General features: G+C 69.6%; 15 protein-coding genes. 9 read left to right on the top strand and 6 right to left on the bottom strand.

From position 1 onward, the window contains the following. Positions 1-100 precede the first annotated feature (100 nt). Together ACU6RU_RS12130 and ACU6RU_RS12125 are read left to right on the top strand one after the other, a co-directional pair. The gene (locus ACU6RU_RS12130) at positions 101-2,983 is read left to right on the top strand and encodes an HtaA domain-containing protein (protein ID WP_446726651.1); all 2,883 of its coding nucleotides are present in this window, start codon (positions 101-103) and stop codon (positions 2,981-2,983) included. A 63-nt stretch (positions 2,984-3,046) separates the two neighbouring features. After that, positions 3,047-3,370 carry a potassium transporter Trk gene (locus ACU6RU_RS12125; protein WP_289330638.1) on the top strand — a complete coding sequence of 108 codons (324 nt, stop codon included), beginning with the start codon at positions 3,047-3,049 and terminating at the stop codon, positions 3,368-3,370. A 136-nt stretch (positions 3,371-3,506) separates the two neighbouring features. Here the strand turns inward: ACU6RU_RS12125 and ACU6RU_RS12120 are convergent, their stop codons facing one another. Both ACU6RU_RS12120 and nagE read right to left on the bottom strand, forming a co-directional pair. Then, a complete protein-coding gene (locus ACU6RU_RS12120) occupies positions 3,507-4,118 on the bottom strand; it encodes a zinc-binding alcohol dehydrogenase (protein ID WP_289330639.1) in 612 nt (203 codons plus the stop codon). Between the two features lie 73 nt (positions 4,119-4,191). After that, positions 4,192-6,111, bottom strand: a complete 1,920-nt coding sequence (nagE, locus tag ACU6RU_RS12115) for an N-acetylglucosamine-specific PTS transporter subunit IIBC (protein WP_446726650.1) — start codon at positions 6,109-6,111, stop codon at positions 4,192-4,194. A 98-nt stretch (positions 6,112-6,209) separates the two neighbouring features. Here nagE and ACU6RU_RS12110 point away from each other — a divergent pair, with 98 nt between their 5' ends. The 5 genes from ACU6RU_RS12110 (at position 6,210) to ACU6RU_RS12090 (ending at position 12,634) form a co-directional block, all read left to right on the top strand. Then, a complete protein-coding gene (locus ACU6RU_RS12110) occupies positions 6,210-7,355 on the top strand; it encodes an ROK family transcriptional regulator (RefSeq protein WP_446726649.1) in 1,146 nt (381 codons plus the stop codon). A gap of 69 nt (positions 7,356-7,424) precedes the next feature. Continuing rightward, complete coding sequence (nagB, locus tag ACU6RU_RS12105; protein WP_446726648.1) at positions 7,425-8,210, top strand: glucosamine-6-phosphate deaminase; 786 nt, start codon at positions 7,425-7,427, stop codon at positions 8,208-8,210. Between the two features lie 618 nt (positions 8,211-8,828). Next, the gene (gene purM / locus ACU6RU_RS12100) at positions 8,829-9,947 is read left to right on the top strand and encodes a phosphoribosylformylglycinamidine cyclo-ligase (protein WP_120263785.1); all 1,119 of its coding nucleotides are present in this window, start codon (positions 8,829-8,831) and stop codon (positions 9,945-9,947) included. A gap of 6 nt (positions 9,948-9,953) precedes the next feature. Then, a complete protein-coding gene (purF, locus tag ACU6RU_RS12095; protein ID WP_120263784.1) occupies positions 9,954-11,414 on the top strand; it encodes an amidophosphoribosyltransferase in 1,461 nt (486 codons plus the stop codon). After that, on the top strand, positions 11,411-12,634 hold the full coding sequence (locus ACU6RU_RS12090) for an MFS transporter (protein WP_446726647.1): 1,224 nt from the start codon (positions 11,411-11,413) through the stop codon (positions 12,632-12,634). The genes purF and ACU6RU_RS12090 overlap by 4 nt, the downstream gene beginning before the upstream one ends. Before the next feature lie 9 nt (positions 12,635-12,643). Here ACU6RU_RS12090 and ACU6RU_RS12085 read toward each other — a convergent pair whose 3' ends face one another. Next, complete coding sequence (locus ACU6RU_RS12085; RefSeq protein WP_023953093.1) at positions 12,644-12,820, bottom strand: DUF3073 family protein; 177 nt, start codon at positions 12,818-12,820, stop codon at positions 12,644-12,646. A 148-nt stretch (positions 12,821-12,968) separates the two neighbouring features. Here ACU6RU_RS12085 and ACU6RU_RS12080 point away from each other — a divergent pair, with 148 nt between their 5' ends. Beyond that, positions 12,969-13,499 (top strand): universal stress protein, encoded by a 531-nt coding sequence (locus ACU6RU_RS12080; protein WP_120263782.1) that lies wholly within the window; start codon positions 12,969-12,971, stop codon positions 13,497-13,499. 44 nt (positions 13,500-13,543) lie between these two features. Here the strand turns inward: ACU6RU_RS12080 and ACU6RU_RS12075 are convergent, their stop codons facing one another. The 3 genes from ACU6RU_RS12075 to ACU6RU_RS12065 form a co-directional block, all read right to left on the bottom strand. Next, a complete protein-coding gene (locus ACU6RU_RS12075; RefSeq protein WP_120263781.1) occupies positions 13,544-14,152 on the bottom strand; it encodes a PadR family transcriptional regulator in 609 nt (202 codons plus the stop codon). Positions 14,153-14,154: 2 nt separating this feature from the next. Next, entirely contained in the window at positions 14,155-15,114 is a 960-nt protein-coding gene (locus ACU6RU_RS12070; protein WP_446726646.1) for a DUF4097 family beta strand repeat-containing protein, read from the bottom strand. 206 nt (positions 15,115-15,320) lie between these two features. Further along, positions 15,321-15,485, bottom strand: coding sequence for a hypothetical protein (locus ACU6RU_RS12065; protein WP_023953086.1), 165 nt, complete (start codon positions 15,483-15,485; stop codon positions 15,321-15,323). A gap of 318 nt (positions 15,486-15,803) precedes the next feature. Here ACU6RU_RS12065 and ACU6RU_RS12060 point away from each other — a divergent pair, with 318 nt between their 5' ends. Next, the gene (locus tag ACU6RU_RS12060; RefSeq protein WP_120263779.1) at positions 15,804-16,073 is read left to right on the top strand and encodes a DUF7218 family protein; all 270 of its coding nucleotides are present in this window, start codon (positions 15,804-15,806) and stop codon (positions 16,071-16,073) included. Position 16,074 lies beyond the last annotated feature (1 nt).

The raw sequence follows: 16,074 nt of genomic DNA, 5'->3' as shown, positions 1-16,074 counted from the left end.
CAGCATCTTCACAAAAGCTGATTAGGTAAGGCTAAGCTAACTCGCGTCGCGTGCCCGACGCGCGAGCTTCACCCGCATCGAGATTCGGAGGGTTCCCATGATGAGAACCAGGAGGGCGGCGCTGCAGCGTCCGCTCGCAAGCGTGTTGACCGGCGCGCTCATAGCCATGGCCGCCGTCGTCGGCGTCGCCGCCCCGGCATCCGCCGCCGGGCCCACCCTGACGACGTCGACCACCGTCGTGGCGAACGAGAGGATCACGGTCTCCATCGCCGGCACCGGCTTCGAGGTCGCCCCGCAGTACCCCGGCCAGCCGAGCCGGCACGCCTACGTCGCGCTCGTCGAGAAGGGCGACCTGACGGTCGACCAGTCGAGCACGCCCAACGCCTCGCTCGACGTCTCCGCCGCGGGCGAGATCAGCGGAAGCCTCGAGCAGGTCGCAGCGGAACTCGACCGCACGAAGGCTTACGAGATCATCTCGTGGCCGTCGCGCTCGTTCCCCACCGAGGCGAACCTCCTCGCTCGCGCCGACGTCTCGATCGACTGGGCCGCGCTGTTCCCCGCCGTCGCCGAAGCGACCACGACGACACTGTCCGCCTCGCCCGACGGCACGGCCGTCGAAGGCGCGGACGTCACGCTGACGGCGACCGTCTCGCCCGCGGCGTCCGGGTCGGTCTCGTTCACCGCCGGCGACGCATCGCTCGGTTCGGCTCCGGTCGACGGCGGCGTCGCGAGCATCGTCGCCTCGTCGCTGGCCGTCGGCACGCACAGCATCGCGGCCGCGTTCACCCCGGCCGACGCTACGGCCTACTCCGCCTCGACGGCACCGGCGCTGAGCTACGCAGTCACCGCGACGGCGACCGAGCCCGAGACCCCGGTGCGGGTCCCCACCCTCACGCTGTCGACGTCGACGGGGCTCGACCCCGCAGGCGAGGAGATCACCGTCACGGGCACGGGCTACGACCCCGCCCAGCCGATCTACCTCACGACGTGCACCGACCGGCCGCTCTCGGAGGTCGACTTCGCCTTCATCTCGGCGGGCTGCACCGCCGGCGCCAAGCTCGTCACCTCGACGCCTCGCACCGACACGATGGTGAAGTTCGCGGCCGACGGCTCGTTCGAGACGACGCTGCGGGTCGCGCCGAAGGGCGACACCACGGCGGTCTACACGATCGCCGACCACACCGGCATGACCAACCGATCGCAGGACGCGAAGGCGGTGGTGTCGTTCGCGACCGCCCCGGCCGAGCCGCTCCCCGCGCCGACGCTCACGGTCACCCCGAACACGGATGTCGACCCGAGCGGTGCCACGCTGACCGTCGAGGGACGCAACTACCGCCAGAGTGAGGTCGGTGCCGGATTCGCGCTGCGCTTCGGCTGGGTCGCCGAGACGTGGAAGCCCACCGACGGGGCAGCGGATGCGGCGCGTCCGTCGATCTCGTACGTCCGGGTCTCCGACGCGCCGACCGGCGGTACCAACCTCCAGTGGAGCGAGAACGCCGACGGCACGGTCGACTTCTCGTGGAGTGTCGAGGTCGACCAGAAGTCCGCGAACGACAAGCGCCCCGGCGATGACTACCGACTCGGCGTGTTCACCTTCGGCAACAAGGTGTCGCAGGGCCTGCAGCCCGACAACGAGATCTTCGTCCCCGTGACGTGGGCCGAGGTCGCACCCCAGCCCGAGCCGACGAAGAGCCCGAGAATCACGGTGACCCCGAACGCGGACCTCGACCCGGCCATGTCCAACACGCTCACGGTCTCGGGCACCGGTTTCGTCGGCGACAGCGCCGCCAACGGCGCGTACGTCGTCTTCGGCGAGAAGTCGCTCTGGGCAGGCGCGGGACCGCTGCCCGCTGAGGGCTGGGTGCAGCTGGCCTGGGTGCGCCCGGGCTCGATCGTGGGCGGCGCGTTCACCGTCGAGCTGACGGTGCCCGCGGGCTCGCTCGACCCGACGAAGAGCTACCACGTCGCGACCTCCGCAGCGCACGCGCTGTCGATCACCGACCGGACGCTCGACACCTTCGCCGACGTCACCGTCGCTCAGCCGACGGCCCCGTTCGTCGCGTTCGCAGGCTCGGCGACGGTCGCCCAGGGTGGAGTGCTCGAATTCACCGGCGGCGGCTTCGCGCCCGGTGACGTCGTCACGGCCGTCGCGCACTCCGAGCCGGTCATGATCGGCACGGCGACGGCGGATGCCGGCGGACGCGTGTCGTTCTCGTGGGCGGTCCCGGCCGGATTCGCGACGGGCGACCACACGCTCGCGCTCAGCGTCGGCGGCGCCGTCGCGGCATCCGCGCCCTTCCGTGTCACGGCTGCCGCCGTCGCCGCAGCCGTCGAGTCGCCCGCCGAACCGTCGTGCGTCGCCCGGTCGGTCTCGGGCGCGACGATCGAGTGGGGTGTGAAGGAGTCGTACCGCTCGTACATCACCGGCCCGATCGCCAAGGGCGAGATCTCGGGCGGCTGGGGCAGCGGTTCGGGTGCGTACAGCCCCGAGAACGACCGCGGTCGCGTCAGCTTCGGCGGATCGGTGCACTACACCGGGCACAGCGGCCTGCTCGACATGACCCTCTCGAACCCGCGGGTGCAGATCACCGGCGCGAACACGGCCTCGCTGATCGTGAACGTGCAGTCGAAGGGCTACAACGGCTCGCCCGACGTGAACGCGAACGGCGTCGTCTTCGCGACGCTCTCGCTTCCCGCCGCCACGACGACGGCGAATCGGATCAGCTGGACGGGTGCATCGGCCACGCTGACGGCTGCCGGGGCCGAGGCCTTCGCGGGCTTCTACTCGGCCGGCGAAGCACTCGATTCCGTGAACATCACGTTCCCGCTCGGGGCCGAGGTGCCGTGCGACGCCTCGACCGACGCGACCCTCGCCGCGACCGGTGGACAGGCTCCCGTCGACACCCTGTGGCTGGGTGCCGGGATGCTGCTGATCGGCGCGCTCGCCGTGTCGTTCACGCGTCGCCGTCGCAGCGCGCTCTGACGATGCCCTGAGCCCTCTCGTCGCACCGCCCGGGCATGGCTCGGGCGGTGCGACAATGGACTCATGGCTGAGGAGATCACCGAACGGGTCGAGTCGGCGCACGTGCGTCGGGTGCCCAAGTACAGCGTGTTCCTCCTGCTCGGCGTCGCTGCGGGCATCATCGTCGCGCTGGCTCTGACGTTCGGCATCCCCGATGAGGGAGTCAGCACCAACACCGGCCTGCAGTACTCCGCGGGTCAGGTCTTCGGGTTCATCGCGCTCGGCGCCATCCCGATCTGCATGGCGATCGCGGGCGTCATCGCCCTCGTGCTCGACCGCGCTGCGCGTCGCCGTACGCGCGAGGTGCGCATCCTGCACGAGCGCGTGCGCACCCTCGACGACGCCTGACCTCGGCTCGGCCCGCCCGGTGTTCGGGCTTCGGGCGCACTTTCGCGCTTCGGCCCCAGTTCGAACTGCGCCTCATCCATGCAAGTGCGCCTCACGCGCCGGCGCGGGCGCGGCGGGCGGCGGGGGATGCCGCGGGTCAGGCGATCTCGGCGATGATCGGGGCGATCGCCGCGTCGAAGGCCACCACGTCGCTGCGCAGCCCGTCGGTGACCGCGATCGTCAGTGCGCCGATCCACCACACGCCACGCTGGCTCAGGGGAAGCACCTGCACGTTCAGCTCGAACGAGTGCGCCCGCCGGCCGATGCGGCGCTCGTGCTGGGCGAGCGCCCCGGCGTAGGCGCGGTAGGCCACGGCGCCGGCACCTGACGAACGCGCCGTGTACCGCGCGTGCACGTCTCGCGCGAACGCGACCGCCTCGGCGGCGTGCGGGCGCATCTCGAGCTCGAGCCGCTCGAATCCCTCCGTGGGCAACGCGACGAGCGTGTCGAACCCGTCGACCAGGTCGAGCGGCACGGGCGACGTGTGCGCGAGCGGCTCGACCGTCATCTCCCAGTACGCCCGCCACTGCCGTTCGAGCTCGGCTTGCGTCTCAGGGTCGCGTTCGATCGGGGCTGCCTCGACACCGCGCAGGTGCGGCAGCTCGTCGGGGGTGCGGATGCCGAGCACCTGACGCAGGTACAGCGCGACGACGACCGAGGGCGCAGCATCCTCCCGCACCACCCACTCGGGAGTCTTGGCCGCACTCATGGCGCCAGTTTAGAGCGGGGGTGGCCGGGTGTGGCCGGTGCCGAGGCGACGACCCCCGGCACCGGCCGAGGCGTCACTCGAACTCGACCGACGCGTGCTCGTTGTTCAGCACGATGACCGGGGTGATGGGGGAGTAGCCCGCCCCGCGGATCACGCCGGTGTCGATGCGCAGCAGCGGGTGTCCCGCGTGTACTCCTTCGCCCTGCTGCACGAGCGCCTGGAAGCCGCGGCCCTTGAGGTCGACGGTGTCGATGCCCACGTGGATCAGCAGCTCGGTGCCGTCGTCGAGCGTCATTCCCACGGCGTGACCGGTCGGGAACACCGTGGTCACGGTGCCGTCGGCGGGCGCGACAACGGTGTCTCCGGTCGGGTCGATCGCCAGGCCAGGCCCCATCGTCCCCTGCGAGAACATCGGGTCGGGAACCTCCGCGAGCGGCACGACCCTGCCGGCGATGGGCTGGCGCAGCCGCACGACCGCGGGGGCGCTGGTCGTCACCGTGCCCGCGCCCTGGGGTGCCGAGGATGCCGCGGGCGGCTCGACCTCGCGGCCGGCGAGCACGTCGTCCATCGCGTCCTTCACGAACTGCACGTTCAGCCCGTAGACCACCTGTACCGACTTGGCTCCGGAGATCATGGTTCCGGCGGCGCCGGCGCGCTTGAGTGCGTCGCTGTCGACGCGCGACGTGTCGGCGACCTCGAGCCGCAGGCGGGTGGCGCAGTTGTCGAGCTGGACGATGTTGTCCTTGCCGCCGAGGCCCGCGATCATCTTCTCCGCGGTCGGGCCGTAGCCCGCGTCGCGGCCCGAGGTCGCGGCATCCGCGTCGAGCGCGTCGTCGTCTTCGCGCCCCGGCGTCTTGAGGCGGAACTTCAGGATGAGGAAGCGGAACACGGCGAAGTAGATCACGAACCAGAACACGCCCATCACGGGGATCATCCAGGGGTTCTGCGCCAGCGGGTTGAACCACCCCAGGACGAGATCGATGAAGCCCGCCGAGAACCCGAAGCCCATGCGGGTGGGGAGGAGAGCTGCGATGAAGACCGAGATGCCGGTGAAGACGGCGTGGACGAGGTAGAGCCACGGCGCCAGAAACATGAAGGAGAACTCGAGCGGCTCGGTGATCCCGACGAAGAACGCGGCGACGGCCGACGAGAGCAGGATGCCGGCGACGACCTTCTTGCGCTTGTCCTTCGCGGTCACGTACATCGCCAGGGCGGCGCCCGGCAGGCCGAACATCATGATCGGGAAGAATCCGGTCATGTACTGGCCGGTCACCCCGTAGACGCCGTCGCCGTTCGCGCCGCCGAGGAAGTTGTTGAGGTCGTTGATGCCGGCGACATCGAACCAGAACACCGAGTTGAGGGCGTGATGGAGCCCGAACGGGATGAGCAGGCGGTTGAGGAACCCGTAAAGGCCGGCGCCGACGGGGCCGAGGGTGGCGATCCACTCACCGAAGGTCACCAGGCCGCCGTACACGAAGGGCCAGACGAACAGCAGCACGACGGCGACGACGAGGGAGATGCCTGCCGTGACGATCGCGACGGAGCGCTTGCCGGAGAAGAACGAGAGGGCGTCCGGCAGCTTGACGTCCTTGAAGCGGTTGTACGCCCAGGCGCCGATGAGGCCGCAGATGATCCCGACGAAGACGTTCTTGATGTTGGTGAACGCGGGATCGACCTCGGCGACATCCTCGATGCCGAAGAACTGAGCGACGGTGGCGGGCGCGAGGAGTGTCGTGACGGTGAGCCACGAAACGAGGCCGGCGAGGGCCGAGGTGCCGTCGGACTTGTTGGCCATGCCGATCGAGATGCCGATGGCGAAGAGAAGCGCCATGTTGTCGAGGACCGCACCGCCCGCTGCGAGGAGGAACGTCGAGGCGATGTTCTCGCCGGCGGCGGCGGCGATCCAGTTGCCGATGCCCATGAGGATGGCAGCGACGGGAAGCACGGCGACCGGCAGCATGATCGACCGGCCGAGTCGTTGGAAGAATTTCACGGGTCACTCCGATGTGCGCGAGGGGACGGGGTTCTGTCAGTATTGGTTAAGAACGTTTCCGAATTATTTCTCGGGAACTGTACTCGATCGGGGAACGCATGACTACGACGTCAACGGAAGGCGCTGCCTCGCGGAGGACGCGCGGACGCCGCATCCGTCCCGAAGATGCGCGCAGCAACAACCGCCGCCTCGTCCTGCAGGCGCTCCATCGTGAGGACGGTCTGTCGCGCGCCGACATCGCACGCGCCACCGGACTGTCGCGCGTGACGATCTCCGATCTGGTCGGTGAGCTGGTGGACGAGCAGCTCGTCGTCGAGAGCGGCCCTGGCCATCGGTCGGGTCCGGGCGCGCCCTCTCGGGCTCTCGCGCTGTCACGGTCGTCGCGCAACGTCGTCGCCGTGTCGATATCGAGCGGCGACACGATCGAGGGCGCCGTCGTCGACCTCGGTGGTGCCGTGATCGCCCGCGAGGTCGTCGAGCGGGGTGGGGCGACCGGGCCGGAGGCGCTCGAGGTGCTCGGCGACCTCATCGATCGGCTCGTGCGCTCCGCGGCGGCTCCGATCCTCGGAATCGGCGTCTCGACGCCGGGCGTCGTCGACGGCGCCGGCGTGGTGCGCGAGTCGTCGCACCTCGACTGGCACGACGTCGCCCTCCGCGGCATCCTGTTCGACCGCACCGGTCTGCCGGTCTCGGTCACCAACGGCCTCAACGCCGCCGGTATGGGAGAGCTGAGCTTCGGAAAGGTCGACCACGATCTGCTGCTGGTGCGGATCGGCGCGGGCGTCGGAGCCGCGGTCATCATCAACGGCGCGGTCGTCCACGGTCGCAACTGGGCGGCGGGCGAGATCGGCCACGTCGTCGTGACCGCGGGCGAGGGCCCCGTCTGCGCGTGCGGGCGTACCGGATGCCTCGAGGCCTGGCTGTCTGTGCCGAAGCTCGAGGCGCGGCTCGCCGGAGCGCCCGACGAGAGCGCCGCGTCTGACATTCGCCGCGAGGCGGGACGATGCCTGGGCATCGCGCTGTCACCGCTGGTCGCGACGCTCGGACTGACGGATGTCGTGCTGAGCGGGCCGGCCGAGCTGATCGAGGGAGAGCTCATCGAGGCGGCGCGCGAAGCCATCGCGGTCCGCGTGCTGCCGATCCTCTTCGACGATCTGACCGTGCGCCTCGCCGAGACCCACGGCGACCTCCGGCTACGGGGAGCGGCGGCCCTCGTGCTGTCGGAGACCCTGGGCCTCACCTGATCCACGCCGCGTCATCCGTCGTCCAGACCACACTCGAAAGCCAGACCGCACTCGAAAGAAGGAAGAGCCATGGCCGAAGTCGTCATCGTCCCGAGCGAGCAGGAGGCGGGCCGACTCGTCGGTGACGCGATCGTGGACCTCATCCGTCACCGTCCCGACGCCGTGCTCGGGCTGGCGACCGGGTCGACCCCGCTCGCGGTCTACAAGCATCTCGCCGCACGCGTGCGCGGCGAGGACATCGACGTGGCGAGCGTGCGCGGATTCGCCCTCGACGAGTACGTCGGACTGCCCGCCGGTCACCCGGAGAGCTACCGAAGCGTCATCGAGCGCGAGGTCGTCGAGCCGGTCGGCTTCGACCCGGCGCGCATCGAGGTGCCGCACGGCGACCTCGACGGCATCGAGACGGCCGGTGAGCAGTACGAGGCCGCGATCCGCGCGGCGGGCGGGGTCGATCTGCAGATCCTCGGCATCGGCCGCACCGGACACATCGGATTCAACGAGCCGGGCAGCTCGCTCGCCTCGCTGACGCGCGTCAAGACGCTCACGGAGGAGACGCGGGCCGACAACGCCCGCTTCTTCGACTCGCCCGATGACGTCCCGATGCACTGCATCACCCAGGGCATCGGCACCATCCTGCGCGCCCGCCACCTCGTGCTGCTGGCCTTCGGCGAAGCCAAGGCGGATGCCGTCGCCGCGGCCGTCGAAGGCCCGGTCAGCACCTCGGCACCGGGGTCGGCCGTGCAGCTGCATCCGCATGTCACGGTCGTCGTCGACGAGGCCGCCGCGAGCGCGCTCGCCCAGACGCGGTACTACCGCCACGCGTGGGCGAACAAGCCCACCTGGCAGGGCATCTGACCCGGGGTCTCTGTCGACCCGCGCCCCGCCGGTAGGAGCGCTCTTGTGCCGCGAACAGGCTGGGCGGTGCGACCCCGCCCTCCAGGTGGGGTTCGACGCGGCTGAGCCTGTTTGCGGCACGCGCTCGAGCTTCCCGCGGATCCCGACCGTCGCGGCTGACCGCCCCGATCAGCGCGCCCACCCGCCGACCCGCCGATCCGCCGACCCGAGCCCCATCGGTAGGAGCGCTCTTGTGCCGCGAACAGGCTGGGCGGAGGAGGGACGACCGCGACTGGCGGTTCGGCGCGGCCGAGCCTGTTTGCGGCACGCCTCGGCACGCCTGGGCACGCCTGGACGCGGGACGGGCGGCGGGGGAGAGGCGTCGGTGGGCCGCTGGCGTGTGGTTCGGTATAACCCCTGGTCCGCCCCGCTTGCTGTTCCGCGAACAGGCTGGGCTGTGTCGCCGCGCCTTGCTGGCGACCGTTGATCCAGCTGAGCCTGTTTACGGCACGGTCCGCGGGCTCCCCCGCGCCCCGCCCCACCGCGCGGCCCGTCCGCCGCGACCGCGTACCGGCTGAATCGGGCCTCGCGAGACACGCCCGGCGCTCGGGCGCTCCGCGGGCCGGTACTCTGGATGCCGTGGCCTCGAGTCCCACTGATCCCTATACCCAAGCCGGCGTCGACACCGCGGCGGGAGACCTCGCCGTCGAACTGATGAAGTCGGCGGTCCGGCGAACCCACGGCGACGAAGTCCTCGGGGGTGTCGGCGGCTTCGCCGGCCTCTTCGATGCGAGCGCGCTGCTCGGCTACACGAAGCCGCTGCTGGCGACCTCGACCGACGGCGTCGGCACGAAGGTCGCGATCGCGCAGGCCATCGACAAGCACGACACGATCGGGCAGGACCTGGTCGGCATGGTCGTCGACGACATCGTCGTGGTCGGCGCGAAGCCGCTGTTCATGACCGACTACATCGCGTGCGGCAAGGTCGTGCCCGAGCGCATCGCCGACATCGTGCGCGGCATCGCCGACGGCTGCTCCGCGACGGGCACGGCGCTCGTCGGCGGCGAGACGGCCGAGCACCCCGGCCTGCTGGGCGTGAACGACTACGACGTCGCGGGTGCCGCGACCGGTGTCGTCGAGTCGGCGCAGGTGCTGGGCGCCGACCGGGTCCGGGACGGCGACGTCGTGCTCGCCCTCGCCTCGAGCGGTCCGCATTCCAACGGCTACTCGCTCATCCGCCACATCATCACGGGCGCGGGGATCGGCTACGGCGACCAGGCCGCCGACTTCGGTCGCACGTGGGGCGAGCAGCTGCTCGAGCCCACGCGCCTGTACACATCGCCGCTGCTGCGCCTGATCGCCGAGCTCGGCGACGGCATCCACTCCCTCAGCCACGTCACAGGCGGTGGCATCGCGGCGAACCTCGCGCGCGTCCTGCCGAAGGACACCTGGGTCGACGTCGATCGCGCCACCTGGTCGCCTTCTCCGGTCTTCCGTGTGCTCGCCGACCTCGGCGGTCTCGAGATCGAGCGCACCGAGGGCACCTGGAACCTTGGCATCGGCTTCTTCGCCGTCGTGTCGCCGGCCGCAGCGGATGCCGCCATCGCGGCGCTTCGCGCGGACGGCATCGACAGCTGGCAGGTCGGTGTCGTCTCGACCGGTCCACGACCGGCGGGCGACTACGAACAGGGCGCCAAGGGCGTCGACGGCGGAGCCGTGCGTCTCGTCGGCGGTTACCGCGAATCAGGAGCGAACTGACCCCCTATGTGCGGAATCGTCGGAATCGTCGGGCAGTCGCCGGCGAACCAGGAGATCTACGACGCCCTCCTGCTGCTGCAGCACCGCGGCCAGGACTCGACGGGAATCGCGACCGCTGAGGACAGCGGCGTCTTCCACATCTTCAAGGCCAACGGCCAGGTCCGCGAGGCGGTCCGTACGCGCGACATGCGTTCGCTGCTCGGCAACATCGGGCTCGGTCACGTGCGCTACGCCACGAAGGGCACCGCGTCGAGCGAAGAAGAGGCTCAGCCCTTCTACGTCAACGCACCGTATGGCATCGTGCTCGTGCACAACGGCAACCTGACGAACACCCGCGAGCTGACCGACGAGCTGTTCAGCAAGGACCGCCGCCACCTCAACACCAGCTCCGACACCGAGCTGCTGGTCAACGTGCTCGCCAACGAGCTGCAGACCACGATCTCGGGTCTCGACCTCGACCCCGATCAGGTGTTCCAGGCCGTCGAGCGCGTGCACGAGCGCGTCGAGGGCTCGTACGCCGCGATCGCGCTGATCGCCGGTCACGGCCTGCTCGCTTTCCGCGACCCGTTCGGCATCCGTCCCCTCATCCTCGGTACGCGCCGGGCTGAGAACGGCCGCGACGAGTGGACGGTCGCCTCCGAGTCGCTCGTGCTCGAGAACGGTGGCTTCGAGGTCGTGCGCGACGTCGAGCCCGGCGAAGCCGTCTTCATCGACGCCGACGGCACCCTGCACACGCGCCAGTGCGCGCAGCAGACGCAGCTCGCGCCGTGCTCGTTCGAGTACGTGTACCTCGCTCGTCCCGACTCGATCATGAACGGCATCTCGGTGTACGAGGCTCGCCTGCGCATGGGTGAGCGTCTCGCCGACACGATCGCCAAGTACACGCCCCAGGGTGCGATCGACGTCGTGATGCCGATCCCCGACTCGTCGCGTCCGGCGGCCATGCAGGTCGCGCGCAAGCTCGGCATCGAGTACCGCGAGGGCTTCTACAAGAACCGCTACGTCGGCCGCACGTTCATCATGCCCGGCCAGGCTGTGCGCAAGAAGAGCGTGCGCCAGAAGCTCAACGCGATGTCGAGCGAGTTCAAGGGCAAGAACGTGCTCCTCATCGACGACTCGATCGTGCGTGGCACGACGTCGAAGGAGATCATCCAGATGGCTCGGGATGCCGGGGCCAAGAGCGTGACGTTCGCGTCGGCCGCGCCGCCGGTGCGCTACCCGCACGTGTACGGCATCAACATGCCCTCGCGTCATGAGCTGATCGCGCACGACCGGACGATCCCCGAGATCGCCGAGGAACTCGGCTGCGATTACCTCGTGTACCAGGAGATCGACGACCTCAAGGCAGCGATCGTCGAGGGCACGGAGATCGTCGACCTCGACATGAGCTGCTTCGACGGCCGCTACGTCACCGGAACCGTGAGCGACGAGTATCTGAACTGGGTCGAGGGCACCCAGCAGTCGTGACGTCACTCTGGCGCGGACGCGTCCTCGCTTTCCTCGGCGTCATCCTCGTCGCCTTCTCGCTGCGCTCTGCCGTCGCGTCACTGTCGCCGATCCTCACCGAGGTCGACGCCGATCTGGGCGTGCCGTCGTGGGTGGCCGGGCTCATCGGGGCGGCGCCGCCGGTGTGTTTCGCGGTGTTCGGCGTCGTCACCCCTATTCTCGAGCGTCGGTTCGGCCTGCAGCGGCTCGCGGTCGCGGCGATGGTCGTCGCCGCGGCGGCCCTCCTCGGCCGTGCGCTGGCACCGGATGCCGGCATCCTGTTGATCGCCACGACCGTCCTGTTCGCCGCCATCAGCACCGGGAACGTCGTGCTGCCGCCGCTGATCAAGACGTACTTCCCCGACCGCGTCGGGACCATGACGGCGGTCTACTCGACGATGCTCGCCGTCGCCGCGTTCGTGCCCCCGCTCGTCGCGGTGCCGATCGCCGACACGGCGGGATGGCGGTTCTCGCTCGGCCTGTGGTCGGTCTTCGCCGTGCTGGCGGTCGTTCCCTGGCTCGTGACGCTCCGCCGGTCGCGCATCGCCGCAGCGGCCGCGGATGCCGCGGTGCCTCCCCCTCCGTCTCCGAACGTGCTCGGCCGGCTGGTGCGGCTGCCGATGGCGTGGGCGATCGCGATCACGTTCGCGGTGTCGGCATCCAGCGTCTACGCGTCGTTCGCGTGGCTGCCGATCATCCTCGTCGACCTCGCGGGTGTGTCGCACGCCGCCGCCGGGTCGCTCCTCGCGCTCTTCGGCGCCATGGGGCTGCCGTGGTCGATCCTCGTGCCGCTCGTCATCACGCGATGGCAGCGGCTCGGCGCGATCTATGCGATCGCGGCGTCGGCCGGGCTCGTCGCCGTCGCAGGACTGCTCATCGCTCCGGGGTCAGCCGTCGTGCTGTGGGTCGTGCTGCTGGGCACGCCTCAGATGCTGTTTCCGGCGGCGCTGGTGTTCATCCAGCGCAAGACGAGGACCCACGAGGGCACGGTCGCCCTCAGCGGATTCGCCCAGAGCGTCGGCTATGCCGTGGCCGCCGTGTTCCCCATCTCGTTCGCGCTGCTGCACGAAGCGACGGGCGACTGGACGGCCCCGCTCATCATGGTCGGTGTGCTGATGCTCGCGGCGATCCCTGCGGGGATCGTCGTCACACGTCCCCACACGATCGAGGACGAGTGGGAGCAGCGCCACGGCGCATGGTGATGAGCCCGGTCAGGCCTTCTCGTCCTCGTACTCGTCGGAGTACTGGTCAGCCCACTTGTCGACGTACTGATCGTCGTCGGAATGAGCGAGCTCCTTCTCGAGCGAGGAGAAGTTGACATTGTAGGTGTCGTACTTCAGCTCACGTGCGATCTTGGTGTGCTTCGCCTTTTGACGGCCACGCCCCATGCGAGACCCCCTCATTTCTGAGTCACGGGCTGTTCAGCGGTGCCCGGAGCATTTCACGATCCGGCGATGTGCCGGGGAAGAGTAGCATTAAGACTAACACGGGGGCCCCGCGCCATCGCCGGTGCCGCCGCTCAGACAGGGGGCGACCATGGCCGATCAGCACTCCGCGGGCGACGAGAGCCGCCTTCCGCCTACGCCGGTCATCGTGGGGGTCATCCCCGGGCAGTCGCCTCGCGTCATCATCGAGGCCGCTCGATACGCGTCGATGCTCGGGGTCGGACTCATCGTGGTCCACGTCGACGTCACGCGGTTCGTGACCTACGAAGACCCCGACGGTTACGTCCACACCGCACCCATCGATCTCGGGGTGGTTTCCAGCGCGGCGCAGCTCGAGCAGATCCGCGCCTCGGCGGCGGAAGCGCTGGCATCGTCGTCGGTCGAGTGGACGGTGCATCAGCTCGTCGGCGACCCGGCGCTCGCGATCAAGCACCTCGCCGACCGCCTCGACGCGAAGCTGCTCGTGGTCGGGACGCGTCGCCGCGGCATCGGCGAGTCGATCCGTGAGTTCTTCACCGGATCGGTGGCTGCGCGGCTCGCGCATCGTCAGCAGCGCCCGATCCTCGTGGTGCCGCAGGGGCAGACCGCCGCAGACGACGAAGACCTCTGGCCCGAGCCCTGAGGCGGGCGGGCAGAGGTCCTCGTCGCGGGGTGGCGCTGCGCGGGTCAACCTCGCAGAGCCTGCAGCAGGTCCGTGCGAGCGCGGGTCAGCGTGTCGATGAGATCGTCGACGACGGATGCTGCGACGTCGCCCTCTCGCGCGACGTGCGACCGCAGGTCGGCTTTCACGTTCGCCCGGAACTCGGCGATCGCGGCATCCGCGCGCTGCGCTTGGGCCCGGGCCTCGGCGCGCGGGTTCTCGGGCGCCGAGGGACGCGTGGCCGTCTCGTGGTCGACGTTCGCCGCGGCGGCGAGGTCGGCTTGCAGGCTCTTCATGGCGGCGCGGACGCTGCCGCGCACTTCGTCGGCGATGAGACGGATGCTGTCGGCCAGGCCTGCCTGGATGCCGTCGAGATCGTGCCGCCGGGCTGAGAGCTCGTCGCGGCCGGCGTCCGTGATCTCGTAGACGGTCTTGCGGCCGTCGACGGTCTTGGTCACGAGTCCCTCGTCTTCGAGCTTCGCGAGGCGGGGGTAGATCGTGCCGGCGCTCGGAGAGTAGGTGCCGCCGGTGCGTTCGGTGAGAGCCTGCATGAGGTCGTAGCCGTGCCGCGGCGACTCGTCGAGCAGCGACAGCAGGTAGAGGCGCAGGTCGCCGTGGGAGAAGACGGGCGGCATGGTCAGTGCTCCTCGTGGCGCTGCACGTCGTCTTCGGTCACCGGGGCGGCGACGGCCGTCGGCGGCGCGGAGTCTGCCGGCGTCGCGGTATCCGTTTCGCCCGAAACCGCCGGTGCGGTCGTTGAGGTGACATCGGCGGGCGCACCGGCGGACCGACGCAGGACCGTCAGGTCGCCGGAGACCGAGTTGGTCCGGACATCGACGAACGAACCGCTGAGCTCGCCGGTCGAACCGGTGAAGCTCGTGAGCGGACCGGCGCCCTGGCCCGAGCGCACGACACCGTCGATGAGCACGCGCCCGCTGACGCTCCGCACCTGGTAGTTCGCGGGCAGGCTCTCGTCGAGGCGCACGGTCGCGTCGCCGCCGACGGTGTGAAGCGTGATCGACTGGATCGGTCCCGACGAGTCGACGAGCATGGCACCGGACACGGTGTCGATGTCCGCGGCCCGAAGGGCGCCGATCGCTGCGACGTCGCCCGACACCGATTTCGCGGTCAGTGCTCCGGTCAGCTCGCGGATCTGCACGTCGCCCGACACCGCGTTGGCGTTCACGTCGCCGGTGATGCCGTCGACGATGATGTCGCCGGAGACGGTGTTGAGGCGGGCGTCGGCCTCGAGCCCGGAAACGAGCGCGCTCGCACTGACGACGCCGAGCGTGAGGTCGGTGCCGCGGGGGACGGCGACGATGATCTCGGCCTTCGGCCCGGACGATCCGAAGTTGCGGAACACCTGCGTGAAGTTGTCCCACCGCAGCTGCGGGTGGTCGATCTCGACGACGTCGCCCGTCGCCTCGATGCGCAGGTCCTTGCCGGTGACGGCGTGCACCTCGATGCGGACGCCGGGTTCGTCGTGGGCGACGATGTCGATCTGCCCGCCGACCATGCTCACCTTGAGCTTGCGGATGTCGTCGATGTCGATCACCCGCGTCTCGTCGGGGTGGACGATCCATTTCTGCAGTGTCATGGCGTTCCCTCTTGTCAGGCGACGGTTGCCGCGAATGGTTCGCGATATATCGCGTGTGGCGAAGATAACACGATATATCGCGATTCGTCCAGGGGTGCCGAGCCGCGTCGGAGGGTTCGGGGGCTTCTCGCAGGGAGGGCGGGCGCCTCCCCGGGAAAAGCAGAACGCCCCCACCCGCAGGTGGAGGCGTTCGCGCAGCGCGGCGGTCAGACGCGCTTGTTGCCGCTGATCACTCGGAAGAGGAACGCGATGAGCGCGATCACACCGACGATCAGGGCAACCCAGAGCAGCCAGCTCAGGGCGCTGTTCAGGCCACTGACGATCGCGAGCACGATCGCAACGACGATGATGATGATGAGGAAGATGTTCATGGGGGCTCCTTGTCTGTCTCCCAATGTCCGTCCCACTGCGAGACGTTCCGGCCCCGTGAAGGGCTGAAGGCAACGTTAGAGAATGCCGAGCGTGAGCGCCGAGGCCTTGACGCAGCATCCGCCCCGGTGGTATCCGCGTCTGCACCCCTGCCCGCCCGCTGACCCGACGCGAATGGTCGTGTCAGCGCCGGGTGTGGTGCCATTCGCGTCGGCTCGCGCTTGGGGAACCGGCTACGCCCTCGCGCGAACCCCTGTCAAGCACGTGCAACGACCTTCGCGGCGGTCGTAATCTCGGCCTGACGAAGAGGGGAGACCGCCATGCCACAAGGACGCGGATCGAACAGTCTCAAAGACCCCGAACTGTACGAGGAGCTGCGCGAAGACGGCGCCTCGAAAGAGAAGGCCGCGCGCATCTCGAACGCCGCAGCCCGAGACGGCCGCAAGAAGGTCGGCAGTCGGGGCGGTCAGTCCGGCGACTACGAGGACTGGACCGTCGACGATCTGAAGAAGCGCGCCAAGGAACTCGGCATCTCGGGCTACTCCGGCAAGAAGAAGGCGCAGATCATCTCGATGCTGCGCAACCACTGAG

This window comes from Microbacterium sp. F1-18, from assembly GCF_052921305.1.
The sequence above is the reverse complement of the archived record's forward strand: the minus strand, read 5'-3'. Positions and strand labels throughout refer to the sequence as shown.

What these genes read in the sequence shown, in the direction of transcription:
- purF (WP_120263784.1), top strand. Translation starts at nt 9,954, where the DNA reads ATGTGCGGAATCGTCGGAATCGTCGGGCAGTCGCCGGCGAACCAGGAG.
- nagB (WP_446726648.1), top strand. Translation starts at nt 7,425, where the DNA reads ATGGCCGAAGTCGTCATCGTCCCGAGCGAGCAGGAGGCGGGCCGACTC.
- ACU6RU_RS12070 (WP_446726646.1), bottom strand. Translation starts at nt 15,114, where the DNA reads ATGACACTGCAGAAATGGATCGTCCACCCCGACGAGACGCGGGTGATC.
- ACU6RU_RS12125 (WP_289330638.1), top strand. Translation starts at nt 3,047, where the DNA reads ATGGCTGAGGAGATCACCGAACGGGTCGAGTCGGCGCACGTGCGTCGG.
- ACU6RU_RS12110 (WP_446726649.1), top strand. Translation starts at nt 6,210, where the DNA reads ATGACTACGACGTCAACGGAAGGCGCTGCCTCGCGGAGGACGCGCGGA.
- ACU6RU_RS12060 (WP_120263779.1), top strand. Translation starts at nt 15,804, where the DNA reads ATGCCACAAGGACGCGGATCGAACAGTCTCAAAGACCCCGAACTGTAC.
- ACU6RU_RS12085 (WP_023953093.1), bottom strand. Translation starts at nt 12,820, where the DNA reads ATGGGGCGTGGCCGTCAAAAGGCGAAGCACACCAAGATCGCACGTGAG.
- ACU6RU_RS12075 (WP_120263781.1), bottom strand. Translation starts at nt 14,152, where the DNA reads ATGCCGCCCGTCTTCTCCCACGGCGACCTGCGCCTCTACCTGCTGTCG.
- ACU6RU_RS12130 (WP_446726651.1), top strand. Translation starts at nt 101, where the DNA reads ATGAGAACCAGGAGGGCGGCGCTGCAGCGTCCGCTCGCAAGCGTGTTG.
- ACU6RU_RS12120 (WP_289330639.1), bottom strand. Translation starts at nt 4,118, where the DNA reads ATGAGTGCGGCCAAGACTCCCGAGTGGGTGGTGCGGGAGGATGCTGCG.
- ACU6RU_RS12065 (WP_023953086.1), bottom strand. Translation starts at nt 15,485, where the DNA reads ATGAACATCTTCCTCATCATCATCATCGTCGTTGCGATCGTGCTCGCG.
- ACU6RU_RS12080 (WP_120263782.1), top strand. Translation starts at nt 12,969, where the DNA reads ATGGCCGATCAGCACTCCGCGGGCGACGAGAGCCGCCTTCCGCCTACG.